Source organism: Pseudomonas sp. CCC4.1, assembly GCF_035019225.1.
GTDB lineage: Bacteria > Pseudomonadota > Gammaproteobacteria > Pseudomonadales > Pseudomonadaceae > Aquipseudomonas > Aquipseudomonas bubulae.
Genome location: NZ_JASJWL010000020.1, coordinates 15,360 through 40,747 on the forward strand (window position 1 = coordinate 15,360; position 25,388 = coordinate 40,747).

The window sequence follows — 25,388 nt, forward strand, 5'->3', positions numbered from 1 at the left end:
AATAGTTACCGCGAATCATAACAGGGTTGCCATTCATGGCGTTGACGCAGCTCGGCAGGTTTTTGTGTGAAGTGCGGTATAAATAAATTTCCGAAAGGAAATGTATCGTTTGAATACTTTCGCCTTGGCAACCGTCTACAGTTGGTCGTATGGATCAGTCATAGCAGGTCTTTGTAGATTGCCAGACGTATCCGGTATTAAATCGAGCAATCGAGGCAGGTGAATATTGCTGTGAGGTTTGCGGCACTTTTTGGCCTTCGCGCTAGTCTTAGCGTGGATCGCCGTGACAGTCGTCACATCACCTGTCTACGCTATCCTTGTGCGAGACTCACGCAGGAATACAGCGCTATATGAATGTCCTGATCGTTGATGACGAAACCCTGGCCCGCGAGCATTTGAGCCATTTGCTCAGCACGCTCGGGGGCTATACGTTGCTGGAGCCTGGCGCCACTAATGGCGAAGAGGCACTTAACCTGATCGAAAGCCTGAAACCGGATGTCGTTTTGCTCGATATCCGCCTGCCAGGCCTCGACGGGTTGCAGGTTGCAGCCAAATTGTGCGAGCGCGAGCTACCGCCTTCGGTGGTGTTTTGCGTGGCGCCTGACGAGTTTTCCGTACAGGCCCTGCAAGAGAGCGGTGTCAGCTATGTGCTCAAGCCGGTCACCGCAGATGCCCTGCGTGCTGCCCTGAAAGAGGCGCACCGGCCCAACCGCATCCAGCTGGCTGCACTCACCCGGCCTGCCGCGCAAACCGGCAGTGGCCCACGCAGTCATATCAGTGCCAGAACCCGAAAAGGCATTGAACTGATCCCTATCGACCAGGTGATCTACTTTATCGCTGACCATAAATACGTGACATTGCGTCACGCTGGCGGTGAAGTTCTGCTCGACGAGCCGCTCAAGGCACTCGAAGACGAGTTTGGTGAACGCTTTGTGCGTATTCACCGTAATGCACTGGTGGCCCGAGACCGCATCGAGCGCTTGCAACGCACGCCCCTTGGGCATTTCCAGCTGTTCCTGCGCGGCCTGAACGGGGATGCGCTGATTGTGAGCCGCAGGCATGTGGCGGGTGTTCGCAAGATGATGCAGCAACTGTAATTCGTGCTCAAAAGGCGTGGATACGCCGTTTTTGGGCCAGGGAGGCCGAGGACTTTCTGATACAAGTCAAAGCTGTTTTGGCTGAGCTGTTATTATCAGCCGTATCTTTTCAGTACGGATTGATCCATGTCCTCTCGCGAAATCCGCATCGCTACCCGTAAAAGCGCCCTGGCTCTTTGGCAGGCCGAATACGTTAAAGCCCGTTTAGAGCAGGCTCACCCCGGTATTTTGGTGACGCTGGTGCCCATGGTCAGCCGTGGTGACAAGCTGCTGGACTCGCCGCTGTCGAAAATTGGCGGCAAGGGGCTCTTCGTCAAGGAGCTGGAAACAGCCCTGCTCGAAAACGAAGCAGACATCGCCGTGCACTCCATGAAAGACGTACCGATGGACTTCCCTGAAGGCCTGGGTCTGTTTTGCATTTGCGAGCGCGAAGATCCGCGTGACGCCTTCGTTTCCAACACCTATGCCAGCCTCGACGATTTGCCTCAGGGCAGCATTGTCGGCACGTCGAGCCTGCGCCGTCAGGCCCAGTTGCTGACTCGCCGTCCGGACCTGCAAATCCGCTTTCTGCGTGGCAACGTCAATACCCGTCTGGCCAAGCTCGATGCAGGTGAATACGACGCCATTATCCTCGCGGCTGCCGGCCTGATTCGCCTCGGTTTTGAACAGCGCATCACATCACCCATCAGCATCGAAGACAGCTTGCCAGCCGGTGGCCAAGGCGCAGTGGGTATCGAATGCCGCAGCGCAGATCCCGAAATCCATGCCCTGCTGACGCCTTTGCATCACGCCGATACGGCCGTGCGCGTTACGGCCGAGCGTGCGCTGAACAAGCATCTCAACGGTGGCTGCCAAGTGCCGATTGCCTGTTATGCCGTGCTTGAAGGCGAGCAAATCTGGCTGCGCGGCCTGGTCGGCGAACCGAGTGGCGGTGTGTTGCTCAGTGCCGACGCCCGTGCGCCGCGTGCACACGCCAGTGAGTTGGGTGTGCAAGTGGCTGAGGCTCTGCTGGCCCAAGGGGCTGGGGATATTCTCAAAGCCGTTTATGGTGAGGCAGGTCACGAGTGACAGGCTGGCGCTTGCTGCTGACCCGGCCAGCCGAGGAATCGGCCGCGCTGGCCGCTGAGCTGGCGGCTGCCGGGATATATAGCAGCAGCTTGCCACTGCTGGCGATCAGCCCGTTGACTATGACTGATGCTCAGCGTGCGCTGATTGCGGGTCTTGACCGGTATTGCGCAGTGATTGTGGTCAGCAAGCCTGCGGCGCGCCTGGGGCTTGAGCTGGTCAGCCAGTACTGGCCGCATGCGCCCCGGCAGAAGTGGTTCAGCGTTGGCGCCGCGACGGCGCAGATTCTCGCCGATTACGGCCTCGATGTTAGCTACCCTCAACGGGGTGATGACAGCGAGGCGCTGCTGGCGATGCCCGAGCTCAAGTCTGCAGTGGGGGGGGATCAGCCCAGCGTGTTGATCCTGCGTGGGGAGGGTGGTCGCGAGTTGCTCGCGGATCGTCTGCGCAGCATTGGCGCGCAGGTCGACTACCTTGAAGTCTACCGCCGCGTACTGCCGTCATACCCGCCTGCAACCCTGTCCCGGCGGGTTGAAGTGGAACGCCTGAACGCGCTGGTGGTCAGCAGTGGGCAGGGTTTTGAACATTTACGGCAGATGGCAGGCGATTCCTGGCCCATGCTTGGGTGCCTGCCGTTGTTTGTTCCAAGCCCGCGGGTTGCTGAGCTGGCTCGCAGCGCCGGGGCGCAACATGTTGTGGATTGTCGTGGTGCAAGCGCCACGGCTTTGCTGGCGGCGCTGCGGGAGCATCCCGCACCTGCTTTCTAATGCAAAGGATGGATTCGTGAGCGAAACAGTCTTGTCCAAAGAACACGTGCAGCCCGCGCCAGAAGCGCCGGCTAAAAAAACCGAACCTGCACCACAGGGTCGAGGCAATGGCCTGGCGGTTTTCGCCCTGTTGCTCGGCGCCGCCGGTGTTGCTGTCGGCGGCTGGGGGGTATGGCAGGTGCGTCAACTGCAAGCTGCCACCGCAGAGCAGCTGAGCGACGTACCGGCCCTGGCCGCGCAAACGCTTTCGATCAAGCAGGGCGAGCAGAAGCTGCTGGCGCGGCTCAACCAACTGCCTTCGGCCAGTGAACTGGATAATCAGCGCCAATTGGTCGTGCAGCTGCAAGGCGATCAGCAGCGCCTGAACCAGCGCCTGGAAACCGTACTGGGCGAAAGCCGCAAAGACTGGCGCCTGGCCGAGGCCGAGCACTTGTTGCGTCTTGCCACCTTGCGCTTGTCGGCCCTGCAAGACGTCACCAGCGCCCAGGCACTGGTACAGGGCGCGGACGCGATTTTGCGTGAGCAGAACGATCCGGGTTCATTCGCCGCTCGTGAGCAACTGGCCAAAAGCCTGACTGCATTGCGCAGTGTTGAGCAGCCGGACCGCACCGGACTGTTTTTGCAGTTGGCGGCCTTGCGTGATCAAGTGGCGCAACTCAGTGCGCTGGCCCCGGCCTATCAGAACCAGGGTGACTCGCTGGCCAGCCTCACCGCTGATGGCGATGGCGCGAGCCGTTGGTCCCGGTGGTGGGAGGAGATCTCGCACTACATCCGCATCGACTTCAATGCCGACAAAAATGTGCGCCCCCTGTTGGCTGGCCAAAGCCTGACCCAGGTTCGCCTGGCCTTGAGCCTGGCGCTGGAGCAAGCCCAGTGGGCGGCGCTCAATGGCCAGGAGTCGGTTTACACCCAGGCCCTGGCGCAGGCGCAAGATGTGCTCAAGGGCAACTTCAATGCGGATAACCCGCAGAGCAAAAAAATCCTCGAGCAAGTGATTGAACTCGGCAAGCAGCCGGTTACGGTAAAAACCCCGGACCTTGCGGCTGCCTTGAGCGCAGTACAGGCCTACCTTGAGCGTCGGCATGTGCGTGCGCAAGAGCCGGTCAAAGCGGCTGCCAGCCCGGCGCAGGAGGCACTTCCATGAAGCGCTTCTACGTGATTGTGTTCTTGTTGATTGCAGCTGCGGCCTGCATCGGCCTGGCAATTGCTGAAGATGCGGGCTATGTGCTGATCGCCTATAAAAATTTCCGTTACGAATCCAGTGTCTGGGCAACGCTCGCGCTGCTGGCCGTCCTGTGGCTGCTGGTGTGGGGAGTCAAGCTGCTGGTGGAGCTGGTGACGGCTTCTACAGGGCTGGTCAACCCGTGGTCGCGGCGCAACCGCAGCCGTCGAGTGCAGATCGCCATCGAGCAAGGCCAGATGGACCTTGCCGAGGGCCGCTGGGCCAGCGCACAGAAGCATCTGGCCCGTGCCGCCGAAGCCGAGCCGCAGCCATTGCTCTACTACCTGGGGGCTGCACGAGCGGCCAACGAGCAGGGGCACTACGAAGAAAGCGACAACCTGCTGGAGCGAGCGCTGGAACGCCAGCCTCAGGCCGAACTGGCCATTGCCCTGAGCCATGCCCAGTTGCAGGTGGACCGTGCTGACACCGAGGGCGCGCTGGTGACCTTGCAGGCCATGCATGAGCGCCATCCACACAATGTTCAGGTGTTGCGCCAGCTGCAGCGTCTGCACCAGCAGCGTGGCGACTGGACGGCGTTGATCCGCCTGTTGCCAGAGCTGCGCAAGGACAAGGTATTGCCGCCCAAGGAGCTGGCCGAGCTGGAGCGACGGGCCTGGGGGCAGAATCTGAGCCTGGCGGCCCAGCGTGAAAGCGAAGGCGAGGCCGGGTTGCAGTCACTTCAACGCGCCTGGCAACAGCTTACCTCGGCCCAGCGCCAGGAGCCCGCGCTCGTGCTGGCCTATGCCGAGCAATTGCGCCAGCTGGGCGCGCAAACTGAAGCCGAAGAAGTCTTGCGCGGGGCGCTCAAGCGCAGTTATGACAGCCATCTTGTGCGCCTCTATGGCCTGCTGCGCGGCAGTGACCCGGTGAAGCAGTTGCAGGCCGCTGAAGGCTGGCTCAAGAGCCATCCCGGCGATGCCAGCCTGCTGTTGACCCTGGGTCGCCTGTGCCTGCAAAACAGCTTGTGGGGCAAAGCGCGGGATTACCTTGAAAGCAGCCTCAAGGTGGAGCGCAACCCCGAAACCTGTGCCGAGCTGGCACGACTGCTGGCCCAGTTGGGAGATACGGGGCGCAGTAATCAGCTTTTTCAGGAAGGGCTGAATTTGCTGGATGAGCGTTTGCTCGCATCCCCCTTGCCAGTCACTGCCACGACCCTGTGAAGAGGCCAGCCTGGCGTGTGTTTCGGCACACGTGGGGCTGCCTGCAGTATTGAGCGAGCGAGGGGCAATCTGCCTTTTCCTACATGATTTGTTCTAAAGGCTTAGTGTTTCTGTTGGGGTTTCCTTGGTTTCTTCGAGAACTATCCGCTTAGGGTCACCTTGAAAGGGCTAATGGCTTTCATCTACCGTAACCAACTGTCTCTTTTGTCATGGAAAAGCCATGTTCTTGGCAGCTTCACGTTTTATTTTCTTTTTAGCCTTTGTAGTAGGCGCCTTGGTAATGGGCGGCACTTTTTATCTCGAGTACGGGCCCGGGCTCAAGCCTTGTTCGCTATGTCAGGTTCAGCGTTTTTTCTTGCTGGATTTCTGCCTCGTCAACCTGGTGGCTTTTGCCCATGGCCCCAAAGGTTTTGGCATGTTGTGTTACTCCCTTGCCTCCATGTTGTTCGCGCTGGGTGGCGCGGCGAGTGCCTTGAGGCAGGTATGGCTGCAAGAGCTGGCGCCAGATCAACTGATGCTCTGTCAGCCAGAGCTGGCCTGCATCTGGCGCGACATGTCGCCGAGTGAAATCATTTCGATGATTTATCGTGGCAGTGAGGACTGCACACATATTCACTGGACCATCTTTGACTTGAGCATTCCCGAGTTGAGCTTGCTGGCCTTTATCGGGCTGCTTGTTCTTGCCATCTTTCAGATCAGTCGCTCGATTGCCAGGGACAAATTACCCCGTGACTGCGACGTGAAGTAGCACTTGGGATTAAACACTTGTATGAATTTTCTCTCGTGGGTACCTTGAAGCAGTTGGCAAGCGGGCATAATCTGGCCCGCACGTATCACGGAGTTATGCCGCCCAATGCCCGTGCAATCGTGCAGGTTTTGGTTCACACAGGCCTGGCTGATGTCGGGTGGCATGGGCCCACAAGGGAAGAGAGATCATCATGCTCGAAAGATGCGAGAGTGCTCAGGAACGATTCAACGGCGTCCACCAACTGGTAGACCGCTGGTTGCTTGAGCGCCGTAAACTTGTGAAGGCTTATGCGGCTCTGCTGGAGCAGCAAAACAATCCCAAACGCGGGCCTCAAAAAGAGTTTTGCCAGCTGCTGGTCGATTATGTGTCCGCAGGCCATTTCGAGATTTACGAGCAGCTGAATCAGGAGGCCAAGGCCTTCAATGACGAGCGCGGGCTTGCCCTGGCAGAGACCATCTACCCGCGTATCAACGTGATTACCGAGGCCGCCCTGGCTTTCAACGATCATTGTGATGGTAAGGCCCATCGCCCTGACTGTGACAAGCTGGCAGAAGAGATCAAGGTTTTGGGCGCTCTGCTTGATGAGCGTTTTGAGCTTGAAGACTGCTTGATCGAAGTGCTGCACAGCGCGCACAAGCAGAAAGAAGCCGCTCAGGCTTAAGCAACAATCCATTTAAAAAACGGTGCGCAATGGCGCGCCGTTTTTTATTTCCGGGACGGTTACTTTCGGGTAGCGAACAGTTCGATTTCAAACACCAGTGGTGTATTGGGGGCAATCAGATCCCCGGCCCCCTGGGTGCCGTAAGCTTGGCTTGAAGGTATCGCCAGCCGCCATTTCGCACCCACCGGCATCTGTACCAATGCACTGCGCCAGCCGGCGATTACGCTGCCCAGGCGAAACCATTGTGGTTGGGTGCTGTGGTCGAACACGGTGCCATCGGGCAGTAGGCCCACATAGCTCACATACACCGAATCCTGTGGGCCGGGCTTGGCGCCTTTGCCGGGTTTTAGTTCGGTCAGGATGATGCCGTCGGCCAGCTCGCGAGCCTGGGGTTGCTGTTTTTCGACCAGCAAAAAAACTTCTTCAGCGCTCAGGGCGGCGTTGATGCCTGACGAGGCCTGCCCGGGATCTGTTTGAGCCTGATGCTGCGCCAGAATCTGGCCGATGCGCTCATCTGTCAGGGCCAGCGGTTTGCCTTGGTAGGCGGTGTGCAGGCCCTCGATCAGTGCCTGGATCTGTAGCTCGGGGACTTCCTGGCGCAAGCGTTCGCCCAGGCTGGCGCCCATGCTGTAGGCCAGATCGCGGGCGTCGTCGGGGGAGGGAGAGGGGGCTGCGTCAGCCACAGGCGCAAGGCACAACAACATCCAAAACATGTAACGCGGCATGGTGGTTCTCCGGCGTGATGTGCGAGCGATTATGCCAGCGCCCGAGCGGCGCCGATGTTTTAATTCGAAGGGGCTAAAAGACGTTTGGGCACTCTTTGAATTTAGCTGGCTTGGCCGTTAAAGATTGATCCAGCACAAGTTTTTCGACGTCATGCAACGTGCAGCTATCCTTAGTGTCAACATGCCCTAGCGGCGGTAGTTGCAGAGGTCTAGTATGAGCCGCACTCACTTCAGCCAGGAGGTAAACCATGTCGGCCAATAAGAAGCCCGTAAATACGCCGTTGCACTTGCTCCAACAGCTCTCAGGCAGTCTGCTTGAGCATTTGGAAAACGCTTGCTCCCAAGCGTTGGCTGATGCTGAGAAACTGCTCGCCAAGCTTGAAAAGCAGCGCGGTAAAGCGCAGGAAAAACTGCACAAGTCACGTGCAAAACTGCAAGACGCCGCCAACGCCGGAAAATCCAAGGCTCAGGCCAAGGCCAAGTCTGGGGTCAAAGAGCTCGAGCAACTGCTCGACTCACTCAAAGACCGTCAAAGCGAAACGCGCACTTATATTCTGCAACTCAAACGTGATGCTCAAGAAAGCCTGAAGTTGGCCCAAGGTATCGGTCGAGTCAAAGAGGCTGTTGGCAAGGCTTTGTCGAGTCGCGATGCCAAGCCTGCAGCGGCAGCGAAAAAACCGGCTGCCAAAGGGGCTGCCAAGGCTCCGGCCAAAGCTCCGGCCAAAGCAGCCGCCAAGCCTGCCGGCAAAGTAGCGGCGGCTAAGCCTGCGACCAAGCCAGTTGCTGCAAAAACCGTAGCGGCCAAGCCGGCAGTGTCCAAAACGGCTGCGGCAAAACCGACCGCCAAACCCGCAGCGGCCAAACCGGTACCAGCAAAAGCCCCGGTAAAAGCGGCGGCCAAACCGGCAGCGGCCAAACCTGCCGCTAAAACCGCAGCGGCCAAGCCCGCAACGGCCAAGCCTGCAGCAAAACCCGCAACGGCCAAACCTGCAGCGGCCAAGCCTGCGGCAAAACCCGCAGCGGCTAAACCTGCAGCAGCCAAGCCTGCCGCAAGAAGGCCAGCAGCTGCCAAACCGGCCGCGGCTCCGGCCAAGCCCGCCGTGACGTCCGCCGCCGCGGCACCCGCTACAACCCCGGCGTCAACTCCGGTAACCGCTACAAACTCGGCTACGACCCCAGCCAGCGCTTCTTAAGCGCGATTGATTGCGACGCGCAGCGTATGCAGCGCGTCGCAATCAGGGTGACCGGCATCGACCGTCATCTTCTGCAGCCAGGCGCAGGTATCCTGCGATTGCGTTTTCGACCAGCCCTGAGTCACGGATTCCAGGCGCCGCAACAACATCCGTTCGGCCTCCAGCTCCAATGCCTTGACCTGCACGCGCAGCGTCGCCAGTGCATCGTCGTGCGCGGCTGCTTCGCGCCAGCGTGTTCGCAGTTGTCGCAACGGCTGAACCACTTCGTGCTGCCAGGGTCCGGCACAGGCATTCAGTTGCCCAAGGCGCGCCTTGTCGAAGGCCACGCCGCGCTCCTCAAGCCAGGCTGCACACAGCAGCACACACACATCCACACCCTGGTCCTGCAAGTGCAGGCAGGCCTGCTCCACCCCAGGTCGGGCATAGAGGTTCAAACAGTAATTCCACAGGTCAGTCTGCATAGTGCAATTCGCGCCAGTTGAGAGGGAAGCTGGTAGACTCCGCCGCCATTATGATCCGACTTCAGAACCTGACTTTACAGCGTGGCCCGCAACGTCTGCTAGAAGACGCCGAGCTGACCCTGCACGCCGGCCACAAAGCCGGTCTGGTCGGCGCCAATGGCGCCGGTAAATCCACTTTGTTCGCCTTGCTGCTGGGTGAGTTGACGCCTGATTCCGGGGATTGTCTGCTCCCGGCCGACTGGCGGATCGCCCATATGCGCCAGGAAATCGACACCCTCGACCGCATTGCGATCGACTATGTGCTCGATGGCGACCAGCGATTGCGCCAGGTGCAGGCCGATCTGGCCAGGGCCGAAGCTGACGAGGACGGTGCTGCGCAAGCGCGCCTGCACTCCGAGCTGGACAGCGCCGACGGCTACACCGCCGATGCACGGGCGCGCAAAATGCTCGCCGGACTGGGCTTTACCAACGAACAGATGGATCGCCCGGTTGCCGATTTTTCCGGTGGCTGGCGGATGCGCCTGAACCTGGCTCAGGCCCTGATGTGCCCGTCGGATCTTTTGTTGCTCGATGAACCGACCAACCACCTGGATCTCGACGCCATTCTCTGGCTTGAAGACTTCCTCAAGAATTACCCTGGCACCTTGCTGCTGATCTCTCACGATCGGGACTTCCTGGATGCCGTGGTCGACAACATTGCCCACGTCGATCAGCGCAAAATCACCCTGTATCGCGGTGGTTACAGCGCATTTGAGCGTGCCCGTGCCGAACGTCTGGCCCAGCAGCAGCAGGCCTACGAAAAGCAACAGGCGCAACGTGCGCACATGGAAAGCTATATCGCCCGCTTCAAGGCCCAGGCCACCAAGGCCCGTCAGGCGCAGAGCCGGATCAAGGCCCTTGAGCGTATGGAAGAGCTGAGCGCGGCCCATGTGGATTCGCCGTTCGACTTCGTGTTCCGCGAAGCGGTCAAGCTCTCCAGCCCGTTGCTCGACTTGTCCGATGCGCGCCTGGGTTATGGCGACAAAACCATCCTCGAGAAGGTCAAGCTGCAACTGGTTCCGGGCGCCCGTATTGGCTTGCTCGGGCCAAACGGCGCGGGTAAGTCGACCCTGATCAAAAACCTCGCAGGCGAGCTGGAACCACTGTCGGGTCGGTTGGCCCGTGGCGAGAATCTGGTGGTTGGCTATTTTGCCCAACATCAGCTCGACTCACTGGATTCCAAGGCCAGCCCGTTGCTGCATATGCAGCGTCTGGCGCCGACCGAGCGCGAACAGACCCTGCGCGACTTCCTCGGTGGTTTCGATTTCCGGGGTGCGCGGATCGACGAGCCGGTACTGAACTTCTCCGGTGGCGAAAAAGCCCGCCTGGCGCTGGCATTGATAGCCTGGGGCCGCCCGAATCTGTTGCTGCTCGACGAACCGACCAACCACCTCGATCTGGAAATGCGTCTGGCGCTGACCATGGCTCTGCAAGAGTTCAGCGGCGCGGTGCTGGTGGTGTCCCACGATCGCCATCTGCTCAAGAGCACTACGGATGAGTTCCTGCTGGTTGCCGATGGCAAGGTTCAGGAGTTTGACGGCGACCTCGAAGACTACGCGCGCTGGCTGGCCGACTACCGTTTGCGCAATGCGCCGGTCAGCACCACGCTGGTCAACCCTGACAAGACCGATAAAAAGGCTCAACGTCAGGCCGCTGCAGCGTTGCGTCAGCAGCTGGCACCGCATAAACGCGAAGCTGACAAGCTTGAGAGCGAGCTGGGCAAGGTCAACGAAAAGCTGGCGAAAATCGAAACCAGCCTGGGCGACAGTGCCGTTTACGAAGCTGCGCGCAAAGATGAATTGCGTGATCTGCTGGCGGAACAGGCCAAGCTCAAAGTGCTCGAAAGCCAGTTGGAAGAGCGGTGGATGGAAGCGCTGGAATTGCTTGAGTCCATGCAAGCAGAACTGGAAGCCCTGTCCTGATGGAAGCCCTGCACTTGCCAGTGCCCGCCGAACTGATCGCACCGCTGTGGATCGGTGTGCAGATTTTGCTGATTCTGTTGGCGGGTTACTTCTCCCAACGTGTCGTGGCGCGCTTCCTGACGCGGCTGGGCGAGCGTTATCCGTTCCCGCCACAGCTGATGATGCCGCTGCGCGGCGGTTTGCGCTGGTTCATCATGGGCAGTGCGGTGATCGTCGTGCTGGAACGTCTGGGGGTTTCGGCCACCGTGTTGTGGACGGCGCTGTCGGGCTTTGTGGCGGTGGCGGCGATTGCCTTCTTCGCCATGTGGAGCGTGCTTTCCAATCTGCTGTGTGCAGTGTTGATCTTTACCGTGGGGCCGTTTCGCATTGGCGACGTGGTGGAGTTGCTCGACACGCTGGACAAGCCCGGCGTCAAAGGTCGTGTGGTGGCCATCAATCTGCTTTACACCACGCTGATCGAACCCGCTGAATCGGGCAGTGGTAGCAGCATGGTGCAAGTCCCCAACAGTCTGTTCTTCCAGCGCTCGGTACGCCGCTGGCGAGAAAGCGACCTGTAACGCTCCCGCAGAGTCAAAACTACCCTCAGAAATTTGTGGTCAATTTTCAACCAACGCATTAGCTTAAGGGACTTGTTACAGATCTTGTCCGAGGTGTGCGATGTCGTTGGAAACGTGGTTGGCCTTTTTTGCTGCCTGTTGGGTGATCAGCCTGTCCCCCGGCGCTGGCGCGATTGCTTCGATGTCGTGCGGTCTGCAGTATGGTTTCTGGCGCGGTTACTGGAATGCCCTGGGCCTGCAACTGGGCCTGGCGTTGCAAATCGCCATTGTCGCAGCCGGTGTCGGCGCCATCCTTGCAGCCTCGTCTACCGCTTTCTATGCCATCAAATGGTTCGGCGTGGCTTACCTTGTTTACCTCGCCGTCAAACAGTGGCGTGCCCTGCCGGCTGATCTGAGCGATGACGCCGCCGTGCGTCCCATCGGCAAGCCGCTGGCTCTCGTATTTCGCGGCTTTCTGGTCAACGTCAGCAACCCCAAGGCGCTGGTGTTCATGCTCGCGGTGCTGCCGCAGTTCGTAAACCCGGCAGCGCCGCTGGTGTCCCAATACCTGACGTTGGGCGTGACCATGATCTGCGTCGACCTGATCGTCATGGCCGGTTACACAGGGTTGGCGTCCAAGGTCCTGCGTCTGCTGCGTACGCCGCAACAACAGCGCCGGATGAACCGCACCTTTGCCGGTCTGTTTGTTGGCGCGGCGGGTTTTCTGGCGACGTTGCATCGCGCTACAAACTGAAATCTGTGCAAAAAGCGCATAAGTCATATGCGCGCCCTGGCGTTGTTGCGAGGTATCGGTCTTTTTAGACTTTTACCCTCCGTTGCATCATTCCAAACCAGAGGTTCATATGACTTTTACAATGCCCAAACTACTGTCCTCATTGCTCGCCTGTCTGAGTCTGGCGGCAACTTCAGCCATCGCGGCTGAGCCTGCCGTCAATCCCAACCCCACTATCCGTGCCATGTCTGGCGCTGTTCCGATTGATCGTCTTGACCCGGCCTCTACGGCTTTACTGGTGATTGATTTTCAGCAGGAGTACTTCACCGGCCGGTTGCCGATCCCGGACGGCCAGAAGGCACTCAACAAGGCTCGCGAGCTTATTGCATTCGCGGACAAGGCCAGGATTCCGGTTTATCAGATTCAGCATATCGCCCCGGCGGGCTCAGCGGTTTTTGCGCTGGACGGCGAAGGTGTGAAATTCCACCCGCAGATGCTGCCTCGCGCGGGTGATACGGTGTTGCAAAAAACCACCGTGAGCGTTTTTGGCAGCACTGAACTGGACCGCCTGCTGAAGGAAAAAGGCATCAAGACGGTAATTATTGCCGGCCTGATGACCCATGCCTGCGTGGCCGGCGGCGCTCGGGACGCTGCGCCGCTGGGGTACCAGGTCGTGGTAGCATCTGATGCTTCCGCTACCCGCAGTATTACCCGGGCAGACGGCTCGAGCATTGATGCAAATAGCCTGCACCGCGCAGCCCTGGCTTCAGTCGAAGACACCTTTGGCGACGTCATGACTACGGCGCAGATCGTTAAATTGCCTCTAAAGTGAAGCTCAATCGATGAATCAGTTGCTGGCCATGCGGGCGTTTTGCTGCATCGTCGAGAATCGTGGATTTTCGGCAGCAGCCGAGCAATGGGAAACCACGTCTTCGACATTGTCCCGGCATTTACAGCATCTGGAGGCACAACTCGGTGTGCGGTTGATCAACCGCACAACCCGGCACTTGAGCCTGACTGAGGCAGGGGAGCGCTATCACGCGGCCTGCCTCGACATTTTGCAGCGGCTCGACCAAGCGGCGTTGGCTGTTGCCGACGATGGCAGCGAACCGTCAGGGACTCTGCGTATCAGCGTGCCTTTGGTGATCGGGACGCTGGAGTTGGGCAATTGGTTGCCCGGGTTCCAGCAACGCTACCCCAAGATCCGGGTAGACCTGTCCTGCGAGGACCGTTTTGTTGATCTGGTGGCTGAGCGCTTCGACCTTGCACTGCGCATCAGCGGCCCCCTGGAAGACTCCTCGCTGGTGGCCAAGAAACTGACCGTATCCGATCTGATTCTGGTGGCTGCACCCGGTTATGTCAGTCGCCAAGGCTTGCCACGCCAGGTCGACGAGCTGGCTACCCATCAGTTACTCGGTTTTACGGGGAGCAATGAGTGGCGGTTGAATTCGGCGCGGGCTGATACCGTGGTGGTGGCGCTCAACGGACGTTTCAAAACCGACACCATTACCTCCCTCCACAGCGCCGCGTTGGCCGGTCTGGGCATTGCCGCGTTCACACGGGCGACGGTGCAACAGAACTTGCAAAGCGGCCAGTTGGTACAGATTCTTCCCGACTACAACGCAGGCCAGCGTCATTACTTTGCCCTCTATCCGCACGCCCGCCTTCTGGCCCCCAAAGTGCGTGTTTTTGTCGAGTTCATGGCTCAGCATTACACGTCGGTCTGATCTCAGCTGTTGAGCGACAACTGGCTTGTGCTCAGGGCTCAGCGCAGAATCACCGCAGCTTCATCCTCGGGTAGTCTGTTGAGTGGTGCTGGCGCGCTCTTTGGCGGCTGAGGTGCAATGCCTGTCAGTTGCTCTTGTAGTTGCCGTACCACGTCCTCGCCAAGGGTTGCGGCTACGTCGCGTATAACCTGGGGCCGGTTAAGGGACACTCTGAGATCGTGGCGGTTTGTCAGTTTGATGTCCTCCCCTTTACCCATGGCAGTGAATGCTGAGGTGACCTCAAGGGTACGGGTGTTGATCAGGCTGAAGTCAGCAACCAGCGTCAACCCCAGTATCGCCGAATAACTCCTGGTATTGGCCAGTGCGTTGAGGTCCCGGGTGAAATCAATGTCAGACACCGTGCCAAACAGAACGTAGTCGGCGCCTTTGAAATGACCGGCCTTTATGCGCTTGATGATGTCATAAACATCCGTTTTGTCGCTGGCTTTGTAAGGCGTGGCCTGCACCAGTCGGAACAACCCGGATTTGAGAATCTTTCCTTTGATATCGCCACTGAAATTGCGCAACTCGTTTTGCTGGATGTAGCTGTTGCGGTTCTCGTACGTTTGGTAGCTCGCCGAGCCATTGGCGTTGTACGGGCCGGACTGAAAACGGTTACGTGCAGTGGTTGACTGGACGTATTGCTGTACGCGGGTCTCATAAGCCAGGTCGGTCACGGCTATTTTGGGGGCAGCTTGAACTTCCCAGATACAGAGCAGGCTGATAACGCATATCCAGATACGCATCGCTTAGCGCTCCGTTGTTTTGCGGATTTCTTTGTCGTCCATCCATTCCGCCAGGCCGCTTTCGAGATCGACCAGTTGCAGGTTGAATGTGTAGAAAACATCTTTGAAGTCCTTGCTGCGCTTCACAATCGAGGTAATGGAGCCTTCGAGGCGGTATTTGGCTGCGATCATGTTACCGGTCTTGCTGATCGTCGTTTTTTTGTACAAGCCGCTTTGGTTTTGCAACTGAAGTTGGTCGACCTGGCTTTGCATGTCGGTGTTGTCGCTCGCAAAACGAACGGTGCCAGTTTTCATCAGTTGGGTTTTTATCGACGTTGTTATCTGGCGGGTGTCGATGTACTCGCTGGTTTTGTTTTTCACATCGTAGACCTGCACCACCGGTCTTCCCTGAAGAATGCCGGACTGCGCAAGGGAGCGTGTCATGCTTTCGGCGATCATCTGCAGGTCAGTCGAGCCAAATTCATTGGTGATCAGTTCCACAGCCTTGGTGTCGCCATAAGCTATGTTTTTGCCGCCGATGACTGGCGAAGTGTTGGAACACCCGCTGATCAGAATCAGCATAAGGGCGAGTAATGAAGTGCGTGCAAGCATGGAATAGCTCTCCAGGAGTGACAAAAGTTATGGGTTCAGGGCGTTTTCACTTCCAAACGGAAATCCCTGGCTTGGGGCACTGGTGCAATAGCAGGAATAAAAGTGTTTTGTTTGGCGTACAGGGTGATGGTTTTCCAGCCTTCTTCATTGGCAACGGGAAAACCGTCCTTGCCCAGCCAGGTAAAGCGGTAATAAACCATTCGGTTGTGGCGGCTGGTGTTGGTCATCTGGGCGTTTACGGTCATGAAGCCATTTACACGCGCTACGCGGATCGCTCCGGCAGAGATATGTTTGAACTTGCCCATGACCGTAATCTTGCTTGCTGCACTGTTGGGTTGTGGAGGTGACGGTGTGGCGCAGCCGATCAGTAAAAACAGCGCCAGAGCGCCCGAGAGCAAATATCGCATCGTGGGTTCCTCAGGGTTTTTGTCGGCTTATGAAAGCCAGCGGGGGGGTGACGGGTGTAGTACTGCCAGCGGCGGCATGGTGGAAAACGCGATTACCGATCGTGCGTATCGTGATGACCTGATAGCCGCGTTCGGCCCTTATGCGTATCGGCGTACTGCCCGGGATGTCGGGCAGACTAATTTGATGCTCACCACGGTTGAGGCGTAAACGCACCACATATGTGTTGTCTGCCAGGGTGCGCCAGGTGCGCGTATCCGCGTCTTCCAGAACAGTCGAAGCAACTCCCAGAAGCAGGCCGGCCAGCGGGTTGTCGTCATTGAGTTGTTTTTGTGCGACGCCTCGAGTGACAGCCCGCGCGCTGCTACGCAGGAGGATCCACGGCAGTTCATCGCGCAGGGCGCGACGCGACATGGTCGTGGTGGTGTTAAGCAAGGTGAGGGGATGAAGCTGGCCGTTGACGACGACATGGGTGAGGGGCGTATTGGGGGTGTAAGGCCTGATCACCGGAAATGACAGCGGCGTAATGACGAGGTTGTTGCTGATGGTTAATGGCAGTGGGAGACGTATTGAGTCTCGCGCCGGTGCAAAGCCATTTTGCAGCACTATCAGAACTTCGCTTTCATCGCTGCGGGCCTCTGGTTTGTCCAGGTTCAGCAGGTTTTGCTCGATCAGAGGTGTGTTGGGTCGCAGTTCTGCGGCCTTTCGATAGCCTGGTGCGGCAAGGCTTCGTTCTCCCAAAGCCTCGTAAACAAAGCCCGCCAAATAATGACTAAAGGCGCTCTGATAACTATTTTTCAGCTCCAGTACGTCGGGTGCATCAAGACTTTCCAGCGGGTAGCCACGCAGATCCTTGAGCCGGGCCCGTACTCCCCTGCGTTCTGCTTCCTGCTCACGTTTCAAGTATTCCTTGTCCCGAAGTTCAGTGATCAGGGCTTCGCGTTCATGGGTTTTTTTGATTTCCGTGCGGGCACCTTCGAAATCGTTAAGGTTCAACAGATTCAGAGCCATTTGCGTACTCAACCAGACTTTCTCGTAGTCATGGCCTTCATAGCGGCGGACTTTGTCGTTGACCAGAAAACTGGAGAACTGTGCGAGGTACCTGGCGGTATCGAGCCTGACCGACTCCTCCCAGGCATATATCAATTTGTCAGCGTTGCGCCATGCCTTCTGGCTTGCAGCAAGGTCGCCCTTTGCGCGCAATAACTCGCCTTTTTCCAGGTAGTAGAGAAGGTCTTTGTTCTGGCTGCTGTTGTTTTGTTCGAGCAGGACCAGTGCGCCATCGACATTGCCAGCCGACAACTGCTGGTTGGTGGCTTGCAGTTCGCTGTCATAACTACGAAATACCGAGCATCCAGTCAGTAAGGTGAGCACGCTCAAAATGAGAGCGTTAAGGGCGCGAGCGGTCATGGGTATGAGTGTCCCCGGGCGTGTAAACCATAAATACTTGTCGATACCGCAGAGACCGGGCCCGAGTACGGGTGATCAGTTGTGGTGAAGGATCGGTATTTTTAGCAGCGTCGGCGGAGGGGAAGTAGCCTTAATCAGGGCGTGATGGCTGTGTTTAATCACTTTGGGAAATTGCCTACATTTGTGGCGATAGTTAACCCACAAGCACTTGCAATAAAGGGGCTATCAATCTGCAAGGCTCGCTATGTTTAGCCAGTTCAATCGCAGAATTGCAATTCGCTGATTTACGGCGCGATCGCATACGAGGGCCTTGAGTCGGCGGCCAGTAACGGTAAACAATATGTTACTTCTCATTTCCATCCGGATTGATCGATGACCTCCCGCTCGCGTTTTTTGGCATGGCTATTGTTGCCCGTGCTCGCGTTGTGCAGCCTTGTTGCCTCTGCCAACACCCCGGAAGGCGCCTCACAAGCGCTGCACCTGATTGACTACATTGGTGCTGACTATCCGCCTACAGTTGAAAACGGCAAGGTTATTGATGAGACCGAATACCGCGAGCAACTCGAGTTTCTGGCCGTGCTCAAAGGCCTGCTCGCGGACTTGCCGCAACGCCCTGAGCGTGAGGAGCTGCTGCAAGGCGTGAACGCCCTGCAAAGCGCCATCGAACAGCGTGTAGACGGCACCGCCGTTGCGCATGAAGCACGTCAGTTGGGTGCCAAACTGGCGGTGGCCTACGAGGTCAGCCAGGCCCCCGCCATTACCCCTGACCCTACCCGTGGCGCACCCTTGTATGCCCAGCATTGCTCGGTGTGCCACGGTGAAACCGGCGCCGGTGACGGCCCTGCCAGTGTCGGTATGACGCCGCCGCCTGCGAACCTGCGTGACGCGCAGCGCCTGGACCGGCTGAGCCTCTACGCGATCTACAACACCCTTGGCCTGGGGGTTGAAGGCACCGATATGCCTTCGTTTGCTGATCAGCTGGACGAGCGTCAGCGCTGGGACCTGGCCACCTACATCGCCGGGCTGAGTGCCGACCCGAGTGCCAGCAAGGCAGACAAAACCTACAACCTGGCGGACCTTGCCCGTCAAACCCCGAATGAAGTGCTGGCGGCTGAAGGCCCCGAGGCGACCGCAACGTTCCGTGCCCAGCGGGCGCAGCCGCCGCAAGTCAAACGCGGCCCGGCGCAGCTGCTCGACTACACCAGCGCCACCCTGGATAAAAGCCTTGCGGCTTACCGCGCCGGTGACCGTGAGCAAGCCTACGACCTGTCGGTGGCGGCTTATCTGGAAGGTTTTGAACTCGTTGAAAGCTCGCTGGATAACGTTGACGCCAATGTGCGCAAAAACACTGAAAAAGCCCTGATGGCCTATCGGCAATCGCTGCAGGACGGCTTGCCGATCGAGCAGGTCGAGCAGCGACTGGAGGCGGCCAAAGTCTTGCTCAAGGAATCTGCCGGGCTGCTGGGCAGCGATGGCCTGAGCTGGACTTTGAGCTATGTCTCCGGCCTGCTGATTTTGCTGCGTGAAGGGCTGGAAGCAATTCTGGTGCTGGCCGCGATCCTGGCTTTCCTGCGCAATACCGGCCAGCAATCGGCGGTGCGCAGTGTCAACGTCGGCTGGGGTCTGGCCCTGGTGGCCGGGCTGGCGACCTGGGCGCTGGCGGCCTATGTGATTGACGTCAGCGGTGCCCAGCGTGAACTGCTGGAAGGTTGTACTGCGCTGTTCGCCAGCGTCATGGTGCTGTGGCTGGGCGTATGGATGCACGACCGTCGTCACGCCGCCGCGTGGCAGGATTACATCAAGAGCAGCCTGGTCAGCGGTGGCGGTCGTTTTGGCTTCGCGATACTGGCGTTCTTTTCGGTGTACCGCGAACTGTTCGAAGTGATCCTGTTCTACGAAACCCTGTGGCTGCAAGCCGGTCCGGCGGGCCACAACGCGGTACTGGCGGGCGGCGCCACGGCACTGGTCTTGCTGATGGGCCTGGCGTGGATCATCCTGCGTGGCTCGGCCAAATTGCCATTGGCGCTGTTTTTCAGCATCAACGCGGCTTTGCTCTGCGCCCTGTCGGTGGTATTCGCCGGGCATGGCGTGAAAGCGCTGCAAGAGGCGGGCATCTTTGGCACGCGGCCTGTCGCGTTCTTCGACTTCGACTGGCTGGGTATTCATGCAGATGCGTACTCGCTGAGTGCGCAGGCCGTAGCCATTTTGGCAATTATCGTGTTGTACGGCCGAAGCAAACTGGCGGAAAAGCGTCGGGTGCAGGCTTCTTAAATCCTTATACACCTCCCCTCAGTGGGAGCGGCAACACTCAGGAGCAATTCTCTATGCGTGTCTGGATCGACGCAGACGCCTGCCCCAAGGCGGCAAAGGATCAGGTCATCAAGTTCGCTCTCAAGCGTCAGTTTGAGGTGGTGCTGGTGGCAGGGCAGAGCCAGATCAAACCGACCTACGCCCTGGTCAAACTGATTGTGGTGCCCAGCGGCCCGGATGCGGCGGATGATTATCTGGTGGAGCACGCCGTGCCCGGCGAACTGGTGATTTGCAGCGATGTGCCGTTGGCCGACCGGCTGGTCAAAAAGGGCGTTGCCGCGCTGGACCCGCGCGGCAAGGAGTTTGACCCGCAAAACATGGGCGAGCGCCTGGCGGTGCGTAATCTGTTTACCGATCTGCGCGAGCAAGGCCAGGTCAGCGGCGGGCAGGGTGCCTATGGCGAACGCGACAAGCAGGCGTTCGCCAATGCCCTGGACCGTATCCTGACCCGGCTGGCACGGGGTTGATCAGTTTTTTTGCGTCAGCTCAAGCACGCGGTCAACCATCTTGTTGATCCCTGACGCTGCTTCGCTGATGGATTTGGCGAGCATATAGGCCGGGGTGCTGACCAGCTTGCGGGCCTTGTCCTCGACAATTTCCGACACTTCACACTCTTGGTGGGTGCCACCCATTTTGGTGACGGCTGCAGCGGTATCTGCGTCGGTGCCGATGGTGCAGATCACGCCTGGGCCATAAATCTTGGCGGCAATGGCAGGTGAGATGCACATCAGGCCAATCGGTTTGCCAGCTTCGGCAAAGGCTTCGGCCAGGCTCAGCACATCAGCCTGAACCGAGCACGCAGCACCATCGGTGGCAAAGCTGGAGAGGTTTTTGGCGGCACCAAACCCGCCCGGTATGATCAGGGCGTCAAAATCCTCGACCTTGGCCTCACGAACATCCTTGATCTCGCCCCGGGCAATCCGCGCTGACTCCACCAGTACGTTGCGTGACTCGGGCATTGGCTCGCCGGTCAGGTGGTTGATGACATGCAGTTGTGCAATGTCGGGGGCAAAGCACTGTACTTTGGCGCCGCGCTGGTCCAGGCGTAGCAGGGTGATCACGCTTTCGTGGATCTCGGCGCCGTCATAGACGCCGCAGCCGGAAAGAATCACGGCAACTTTTTTAGTGGTCATGTCGATCTCCTTGTTCATGGCATTAATGTCGCCTGATTTGGCGCTTGATGCCATAGGGTTTCGCAGCAAGTGCGCCTACGCTTGATGGAATACCGCTCGGGGTGTGCCATGAAGCTGATTCTGTATGCCGTACCGTTTTTCTTTGTGCTGATTGCTGTCGAGCTGCTGGCCGACCGCTGGCGCGCAATGCACACCTATCGCCTGGCTGACACTATCAGCAGCCTGAGCGCCGGTGTGCTGTCGACCACCACCGGTTTGCTGACCAAAGGCGTGGGGCTGATCACCTACGCGCTGGCATTGAAATATCTGGCGCTGCTGCAATTGCCCGAAGACAGCCTGTGGGTGTGGCTGTTTGCGTTTGTCTTGTACGATTTTTGCTACTACTGGCACCACCGCCTGGGGCATGAGCGCAACGTGCTCTGGGCCGCGCATTCGGTGCATCATCAGAGCGAAGACTACAACCTGTCCACCGCCCTGCGCCAAACCAGCACCGGGTTTGTGCTTGGTTGGGTCTTTTACCTGCCAATGGCGGTGCTGGGTGTGCCGCTGCCGGTATTTGTCACCGTGGCCACCGTCAACCTGCTCTATCAGTTCTGGGTCCATACCCGCCATGTGCCCAAGCTGGGCTGGTTCGAGTGGTTGTTTGTGACACCTTCCAATCATCGGGCTCACCATGCGCAGAATGCTCTGTATATGGATCGCAATTACGGTGGAGTGTTCATTGTCTGGGACCGTTTGTTCGGCACTTTTCAGGAAGAAGACGACGCCGAGCCGGTGATTTTCGGCGTGACCACGCCGCTGCAAAGCTGGAATCCGCTGTGGGCCAACTGGCAGTTCTATGGCCAGTTGCTGGCTGATGCGCAGCGCACCGAGCGCTGGCGGGACAAGCTGAGGATCTGGTTTATGCCCACGGGCTGGCGTCCGGCGGATGTAGCGGCGAAGTACCCGATAAACAAGCCGGACCTGAGCCGGTTTGTAAAATTCGAGGTGCCACTGGCACGGCGCCAACAGGTGTATATCGCGGCGCAATTTGCAGTTTATCTGGCGCTGGGCAGTTATTTGCTGAATCTGGGCGAGACGTTGTCGCCCCAGGCGCTGATGCTGGGCTGGGGGTATATGGCGTTGGGGCTGTTTGTGCTGGGGGCAGGTCTGGAGAACCGGCCCTGGGCGCTGAAACTTGAGTGGCTGCGCCTGGCGCTCAACCTGCCACTGGTCTGGCTGGCCCCTGTGGCCGGTCTGTGGCCGGCCAGCGCATTGGGCTGGGTCGGCCTGTCCAGTTACACCCTGTTGAGCGTGATGGGGCTCTACGTGTGCAGAAACCGTATCACTCGGCTGGCGGGTTGCTGACTTCGGCGTTGCTCTTGTTTTTCTCTTCAAGAGCGGTCTGTCTGGCCAGGCGTGCATTCTTGAAGCGGCGGCGGGCCCACAGGCACAGGCCGATCAGGAGCAGGGCACCGAGCACCCACAGCTCATATTTCTTGACGTTGCCCAGCAAGCCTTCGAGCACGGCGCCAAAGTGATAGGCGGCGGTAGCTAGGGCAATGGCCCAGATGGCCGCACCAATGCCGTTGAGCAGCAAATAGCGGCCCGGAGGGTAGCCTGACAGGCCGATTGCCACGGGCATGACGGTACGCAGGCCGTAGACGAAGCGGAAACTCAGGACCCAGATATCCGGGTGCCTGCGAATGTGCTCCAGCGCCTTGTCGCCCATAAGTTGCCAGCGCGGTTTGCGCGCCAACAGTTTGCGGCCGTGCTTGCGCCCCAGGAAGTACCACAGCTGATCTCCGGCATAACTGCCGAGGAATGCCACGATCATGACCAGTTTGAGGTCCATGTATCCGCGGAACGCCAAGAAGCCTGCGAGAACCAGAATGGTCTCACCTTCAAAGAACGTCCCTAGAAACAGGGCGAAGTAGCCGAATTCTTGAAGAAATTGTTGGAGCATTGTCTGGATGCTGGCGAAATGAACGCGCAGCCTACGCCTTAAGGGACGTTCGGGAAAGTATCGAAATGTGACTTTGCGTTAACAAGTCCTACAAATCATGTGTATTTGACCTACATCATTAGCGTTGTCATCTAGTGTTCATGGCGAAGCGTTATAACCATGCGCGCAGGTGATTATTGCTTCGAACCTGTGGGAGCTGGCTTGACTGCGATGGGGTTGACTCAGTCAATCTGAAACTCTGCGGTGTTTGAATCGCGAGCAAGTCCGCTCCCGCAGTGTCTGCGTCGGTTGATCAGGAAACAATTTCGACAAATCGGCCTCTAACCAGTCTCTGGCCCGCATAAAGCGCCCGGGAGCGGTTTAAACCCACAGGCGTTGATGGCATTCTGACAACTTGACTGCTGGTGTCGCTTAACTGTTACGAGAGTCAAACCCGCTCTTACAGGAACATTCAATGAATACCGAAGGACTTGCTGAAATCGTTGCCACTGAAGCTCAGCCGATTGTTGAGCCAGTCCCTGAAACCCCGCCTGAACAGCAAGCCCATGCGCCTGCTGCGGCCGAGTCGCACGCGGCGGTGCATCCGGCGATTGCCGTTCCTGGCCTTGATGACAGCAGCCTGTACATCCATCGTGAGTTGTCGCAATTACAGTTCAACATTCGCGTATTGGAACAAGCGCTGGATGAGTCCTATCCGCTGCTTGAACGCTTGAAGTTTCTGCTGATTTTTTCCAGCAACCTGGATGAGTTTTTCGAAATTCGTGTCGCAGGCCTGAAAAAACAAATCACCTTCGCCCGTGAGCAGGCCGGTGCCGATGGCTTGCAGCCGCATCAGGCGCTGGCCCGCATCAGCGAACTGGTCCACGGCCATGTGGATCGCCAGTACGCGATCCTCAACGACATTCTGTTGCCCGAGCTTGAAAAGCATCAGGTGCGCTTTATCCGTCGCCGGCACTGGAACACCAAGATCAAGGCGTGGGTACGCAAGTTCTTCCGCGACGAAATCGCGCCGATCATCACGCCGATTGGCCTGGACCCGACGCACCCGTTCCCGTTGCTGGTGAACAAGAGCCTGAACTTTATCGTCGAGCTGGAAGGCATCGATGCCTTTGGTCGTGATTCAGGCCTGGCGATCATCCCGGCACCGCGTCTGTTGCCACGCGTGATCAAACTGCCTGAAGACGTGGGTGGGGCAGGCGACAACTATGTGTTCCTGTCGTCGATGATTCACGCCCACGCCGATGACCTGTTTCAAGGCATGAAGGTGAAAGGCTGCTACCAGTTCCGCCTGACCCGTAACGCCGATCTGGCGGTTGATACCGAAGATGTTGAAGACCTGGCCCGTGCGCTGCGTGGCGAGTTGTTCTCGCGTCGATACGGCGATGCCGTACGCCTGGAAGTGGCCGACACATGCCCCAAGCATCTGTCCGACTACCTGCTCAAGCAGTTCAGCCTGCATGAGACCGAGTTGTATCAGGTCAATGGTCCGGTCAACCTGACACGCCTTTTCAGCATCACCAGCCTCGACAGCCACCCTGAGCTGCAATACACGCCGTTTACCCCGGCGATTCCCAAGCTGTTGCAGAACAGCGAGAACATTTTTAGCGTGGTCAGCAAACAGGACATCTTGCTGCTGCACCCGTTTGAGTCGTTTACTCCGGTCGTCGACTTGCTTCGCCAGGCTGCCAAGGATCCGCATGTGCTGGCCGTACGCCAGACCCTGTACCGCAGCGGCGCCAACTCGGAAATCGTTGATGCGCTGGTTGATGCGGCGCGTAACGGTAAAGAAGTGACCGCGGTGATCGAGTTGCGTGCGCGCTTTGACGAAGAGTCCAACCTGCAACTGGCCAGTCGCCTGCAAGCTGCCGGTGCGGTAGTGATCTATGGCGTAGTCGGTTTCAAGACCCACGCCAAGATGATGCTGATTCTGCGCCGTGAGGCGGGGGAGATCGTGCGTTACGCGCATCTGGGTACCGGCAACTACCACGCCGGCAACGCCAAGCTTTACACCGACTACAGCTTGCTGACCTCCGACGACGCGCTGTGTGAAGACGTCGGCAAGTTGTTCAGCCAGTTGATCGGCATGGGCAAGACGCTGCGCATGAAAAAACTGCTGCATGCGCCTTTCACTTTGAAAAAGGGCATGCTGGACATGATTGCCCGCGAGACCCAGTTCGCTGTTGAAGGCAAACCGGCGCATATCATCGCCAAGTTCAACTCGCTGACCGATCCGAAAATCATCCGTGCGCTGTACAAGGCCAGTCAGTCCGGCGTGCGTATTGATCTGGTGGTACGCGGGATGTGCTGCCTGCGTCCCGGGATTGCCGGCGTTTCGCACAATATTCATGTGCGTTCGATCATCGGTCGCTTCCTGGAGCACACACGGGTGTTCTACTTCCTCAATGGCGGCGAGGAGCAGATGTTCCTGTCGAGTGCCGACTGGATGGAGCGCAATCTCGATAAGCGTGTTGAGACGTGCTTCCCGGTCGAGGGTAAAAAGCTGATTCTGCGGGTCAAGAAGGAGCTTGAGTGCTATCTGACGGACAACACCCACAGCTGGAGCCTTCAGTCGGACGGGCGGTATATCCGCAATACGCCAACGGGCAACCAGAACCCGCGCAGTGCGCAAGCCACGCTGCTTGAGCGTCTGAGCCTGCCGGTACTGGCCGTGAGTACCGGGCCATCGGTATAGCGCTGTAACGACTGTGGGAGCGAGCCTGCTCGCTCCCACAGTTGGTTTGAGTTGTGCCCGG

The 25,388-nt window shown here is 58.4% G+C and carries 25 protein-coding genes and 1 pseudogene; 18 read left to right on the top strand and 8 right to left on the bottom strand.

Going from position 1 to position 25,388, the window contains the following annotated elements:
• Positions 1 to 222: 222 nt before the first annotated feature.
• From QN377_RS10575 to rsd, 8 genes and pseudogenes are all read left to right on the top strand, one after another.
• Positions 223 to 354: pseudogene (locus QN377_RS10575) on the top strand (sensor histidine kinase); the annotation flags it as partial.
• Positions 351 to 1,097 (top strand): LytR/AlgR family response regulator transcription factor, encoded by a 747-nt coding sequence (locus tag QN377_RS10580; RefSeq protein WP_095000671.1) that lies wholly within the window; start codon positions 351 to 353, stop codon positions 1,095 to 1,097. The pseudogene QN377_RS10575 and the gene QN377_RS10580, both read left to right, overlap by 4 nt.
• A gap of 126 nt (positions 1,098 to 1,223) precedes the next feature.
• Positions 1,224 to 2,165 (top strand): hydroxymethylbilane synthase, encoded by a 942-nt coding sequence (gene hemC / locus QN377_RS10585; RefSeq protein WP_095000672.1) that lies wholly within the window; start codon positions 1,224 to 1,226, stop codon positions 2,163 to 2,165.
• The gene (locus tag QN377_RS10590; RefSeq protein ID WP_095017809.1) at positions 2,162 to 2,929 is read left to right on the top strand and encodes a uroporphyrinogen-III synthase; all 768 of its coding nucleotides are present in this window, start codon (positions 2,162 to 2,164) and stop codon (positions 2,927 to 2,929) included. Before hemC ends, QN377_RS10590 begins: the two co-directional genes overlap by 4 nt.
• 16 nt (positions 2,930 to 2,945) lie before the next feature.
• Positions 2,946 to 4,073: a uroporphyrinogen-III C-methyltransferase gene (locus QN377_RS10595; RefSeq protein WP_095000674.1), complete on the top strand. Its 1,128-nt coding sequence runs from the start codon at positions 2,946 to 2,948 to the stop codon at positions 4,071 to 4,073.
• Positions 4,070 to 5,311, top strand: coding sequence for a heme biosynthesis protein HemY (locus QN377_RS10600; RefSeq protein ID WP_095000675.1), 1,242 nt, complete (start codon positions 4,070 to 4,072; stop codon positions 5,309 to 5,311). Before QN377_RS10595 ends, QN377_RS10600 begins: the two co-directional genes overlap by 4 nt.
• Before the next feature lie 220 nt (positions 5,312 to 5,531).
• Positions 5,532 to 6,059: a disulfide bond formation protein B gene (locus tag QN377_RS10605; protein WP_095017808.1), complete on the top strand. Its 528-nt coding sequence runs from the start codon at positions 5,532 to 5,534 to the stop codon at positions 6,057 to 6,059.
• Between the two features lie 190 nt (positions 6,060 to 6,249).
• On the top strand, positions 6,250 to 6,720 hold the full coding sequence (rsd, locus tag QN377_RS10610) for a sigma D regulator (RefSeq protein ID WP_095017807.1): 471 nt from the start codon (positions 6,250 to 6,252) through the stop codon (positions 6,718 to 6,720).
• Positions 6,721 to 6,779: 59 nt separating this feature from the next.
• Here the strand turns inward: rsd and QN377_RS10615 are convergent, their stop codons facing one another.
• Positions 6,780 to 7,445 carry an FKBP-type peptidyl-prolyl cis-trans isomerase gene (locus tag QN377_RS10615; RefSeq protein ID WP_095000678.1) on the bottom strand — a complete coding sequence of 222 codons (666 nt, stop codon included), beginning with the start codon at positions 7,443 to 7,445 and terminating at the stop codon, positions 6,780 to 6,782.
• Positions 7,446 to 7,693: 248 nt separating this feature from the next.
• On the opposite strand from QN377_RS10615, the gene QN377_RS10620 reads away from it, so the two are divergent.
• The gene (locus tag QN377_RS10620) at positions 7,694 to 8,638 is read left to right on the top strand and encodes an AlgP family protein (RefSeq protein WP_322213937.1); all 945 of its coding nucleotides are present in this window, start codon (positions 7,694 to 7,696) and stop codon (positions 8,636 to 8,638) included.
• Here the strand turns inward: QN377_RS10620 and QN377_RS10625 are convergent.
• Positions 8,635 to 9,099: a TIGR02444 family protein gene (locus tag QN377_RS10625; RefSeq protein ID WP_138738749.1), complete on the bottom strand. Its 465-nt coding sequence runs from the start codon at positions 9,097 to 9,099 to the stop codon at positions 8,635 to 8,637. The genes QN377_RS10620 and QN377_RS10625 overlap by 4 nt on opposite strands.
• A gap of 50 nt (positions 9,100 to 9,149) precedes the next feature.
• On the opposite strand from QN377_RS10625, the gene QN377_RS10630 reads away from it, so the two are divergent.
• The 5 genes from QN377_RS10630 (at position 9,150) to QN377_RS10650 (ending at position 14,056) form a co-directional block, all read left to right on the top strand.
• A complete protein-coding gene (locus tag QN377_RS10630; RefSeq protein ID WP_095000682.1) occupies positions 9,150 to 11,060 on the top strand; it encodes an ATP-binding cassette domain-containing protein in 1,911 nt (636 codons plus the stop codon).
• The gene (locus QN377_RS10635; RefSeq protein ID WP_095000683.1) at positions 11,060 to 11,617 is read left to right on the top strand and encodes a mechanosensitive ion channel family protein; all 558 of its coding nucleotides are present in this window, start codon (positions 11,060 to 11,062) and stop codon (positions 11,615 to 11,617) included. The genes QN377_RS10630 and QN377_RS10635 overlap by 1 nt, the downstream gene beginning before the upstream one ends.
• 100 nt (positions 11,618 to 11,717) lie before the next feature.
• The gene (locus QN377_RS10640) at positions 11,718 to 12,350 is read left to right on the top strand and encodes a LysE family transporter (RefSeq protein WP_095000684.1); all 633 of its coding nucleotides are present in this window, start codon (positions 11,718 to 11,720) and stop codon (positions 12,348 to 12,350) included.
• Positions 12,351 to 12,471: 121 nt separating this feature from the next.
• Positions 12,472 to 13,161, top strand: coding sequence for a cysteine hydrolase family protein (locus QN377_RS10645; protein ID WP_232527664.1), 690 nt, complete (start codon positions 12,472 to 12,474; stop codon positions 13,159 to 13,161).
• Positions 13,162 to 13,171: 10 nt separating this feature from the next.
• Positions 13,172 to 14,056, top strand: coding sequence for a LysR family transcriptional regulator (locus QN377_RS10650; RefSeq protein ID WP_095000685.1), 885 nt, complete (start codon positions 13,172 to 13,174; stop codon positions 14,054 to 14,056).
• A gap of 38 nt (positions 14,057 to 14,094) precedes the next feature.
• Here the strand turns inward: QN377_RS10650 and QN377_RS10655 are convergent, their stop codons facing one another.
• From QN377_RS10655 to QN377_RS10670, 4 genes are read right to left on the bottom strand one after another with little or no spacing between them, the layout of a single operon-like run.
• Positions 14,095 to 14,841 carry a penicillin-binding protein activator LpoB gene (locus QN377_RS10655; RefSeq protein ID WP_095017804.1) on the bottom strand — a complete coding sequence of 249 codons (747 nt, stop codon included), beginning with the start codon at positions 14,839 to 14,841 and terminating at the stop codon, positions 14,095 to 14,097.
• A 3-nt stretch (positions 14,842 to 14,844) separates the two neighbouring features.
• Positions 14,845 to 15,432 (bottom strand): penicillin-binding protein activator LpoB, encoded by a 588-nt coding sequence (lpoB, locus tag QN377_RS10660; RefSeq protein WP_095017803.1) that lies wholly within the window; start codon positions 15,430 to 15,432, stop codon positions 14,845 to 14,847.
• 35 nt (positions 15,433 to 15,467) lie between these two features.
• Positions 15,468 to 15,839 (bottom strand): YcfL family protein, encoded by a 372-nt coding sequence (locus tag QN377_RS10665; RefSeq protein WP_095000688.1) that lies wholly within the window; start codon positions 15,837 to 15,839, stop codon positions 15,468 to 15,470.
• Between the two features lie 10 nt (positions 15,840 to 15,849).
• Positions 15,850 to 17,247 carry a COG3014 family protein gene (locus QN377_RS10670; RefSeq protein ID WP_095017802.1) on the bottom strand — a complete coding sequence of 466 codons (1,398 nt, stop codon included), beginning with the start codon at positions 17,245 to 17,247 and terminating at the stop codon, positions 15,850 to 15,852.
• A gap of 372 nt (positions 17,248 to 17,619) precedes the next feature.
• On the opposite strand from QN377_RS10670, the gene QN377_RS10675 reads away from it, so the two are divergent.
• A complete protein-coding gene (locus QN377_RS10675; RefSeq protein ID WP_095017801.1) occupies positions 17,620 to 19,518 on the top strand; it encodes a cytochrome c/FTR1 family iron permease in 1,899 nt (632 codons plus the stop codon).
• A 53-nt stretch (positions 19,519 to 19,571) separates the two neighbouring features.
• On the top strand, positions 19,572 to 20,024 hold the full coding sequence (locus QN377_RS10680) for a YaiI/YqxD family protein (RefSeq protein ID WP_016783011.1): 453 nt from the start codon (positions 19,572 to 19,574) through the stop codon (positions 20,022 to 20,024).
• Here the strand turns inward: QN377_RS10680 and elbB are convergent, their stop codons facing one another.
• On the bottom strand, positions 20,025 to 20,690 hold the full coding sequence (elbB, locus tag QN377_RS10685; RefSeq protein WP_095017800.1) for an isoprenoid biosynthesis glyoxalase ElbB: 666 nt from the start codon (positions 20,688 to 20,690) through the stop codon (positions 20,025 to 20,027).
• A 108-nt stretch (positions 20,691 to 20,798) separates the two neighbouring features.
• Here elbB and QN377_RS10690 point away from each other — a divergent pair, with 108 nt between their 5' ends.
• A complete protein-coding gene (locus tag QN377_RS10690; protein WP_095020099.1) occupies positions 20,799 to 22,037 on the top strand; it encodes a sterol desaturase family protein in 1,239 nt (412 codons plus the stop codon).
• Here the strand turns inward: QN377_RS10690 and QN377_RS10695 are convergent.
• Positions 22,015 to 22,635 carry a DedA family protein gene (locus QN377_RS10695; RefSeq protein WP_086799407.1) on the bottom strand — a complete coding sequence of 207 codons (621 nt, stop codon included), beginning with the start codon at positions 22,633 to 22,635 and terminating at the stop codon, positions 22,015 to 22,017. The two genes, QN377_RS10690 and QN377_RS10695, sit on opposite strands and share 23 nt — an antisense overlap.
• A gap of 454 nt (positions 22,636 to 23,089) precedes the next feature.
• Between QN377_RS10695 and ppk1 the strand changes: the two genes are divergently transcribed.
• Positions 23,090 to 25,327: a polyphosphate kinase 1 gene (gene ppk1, locus QN377_RS10700; RefSeq protein WP_095000693.1), complete on the top strand. Its 2,238-nt coding sequence runs from the start codon at positions 23,090 to 23,092 to the stop codon at positions 25,325 to 25,327.
• The last annotated feature ends 61 nt before the right edge of the window (positions 25,328 to 25,388 follow it).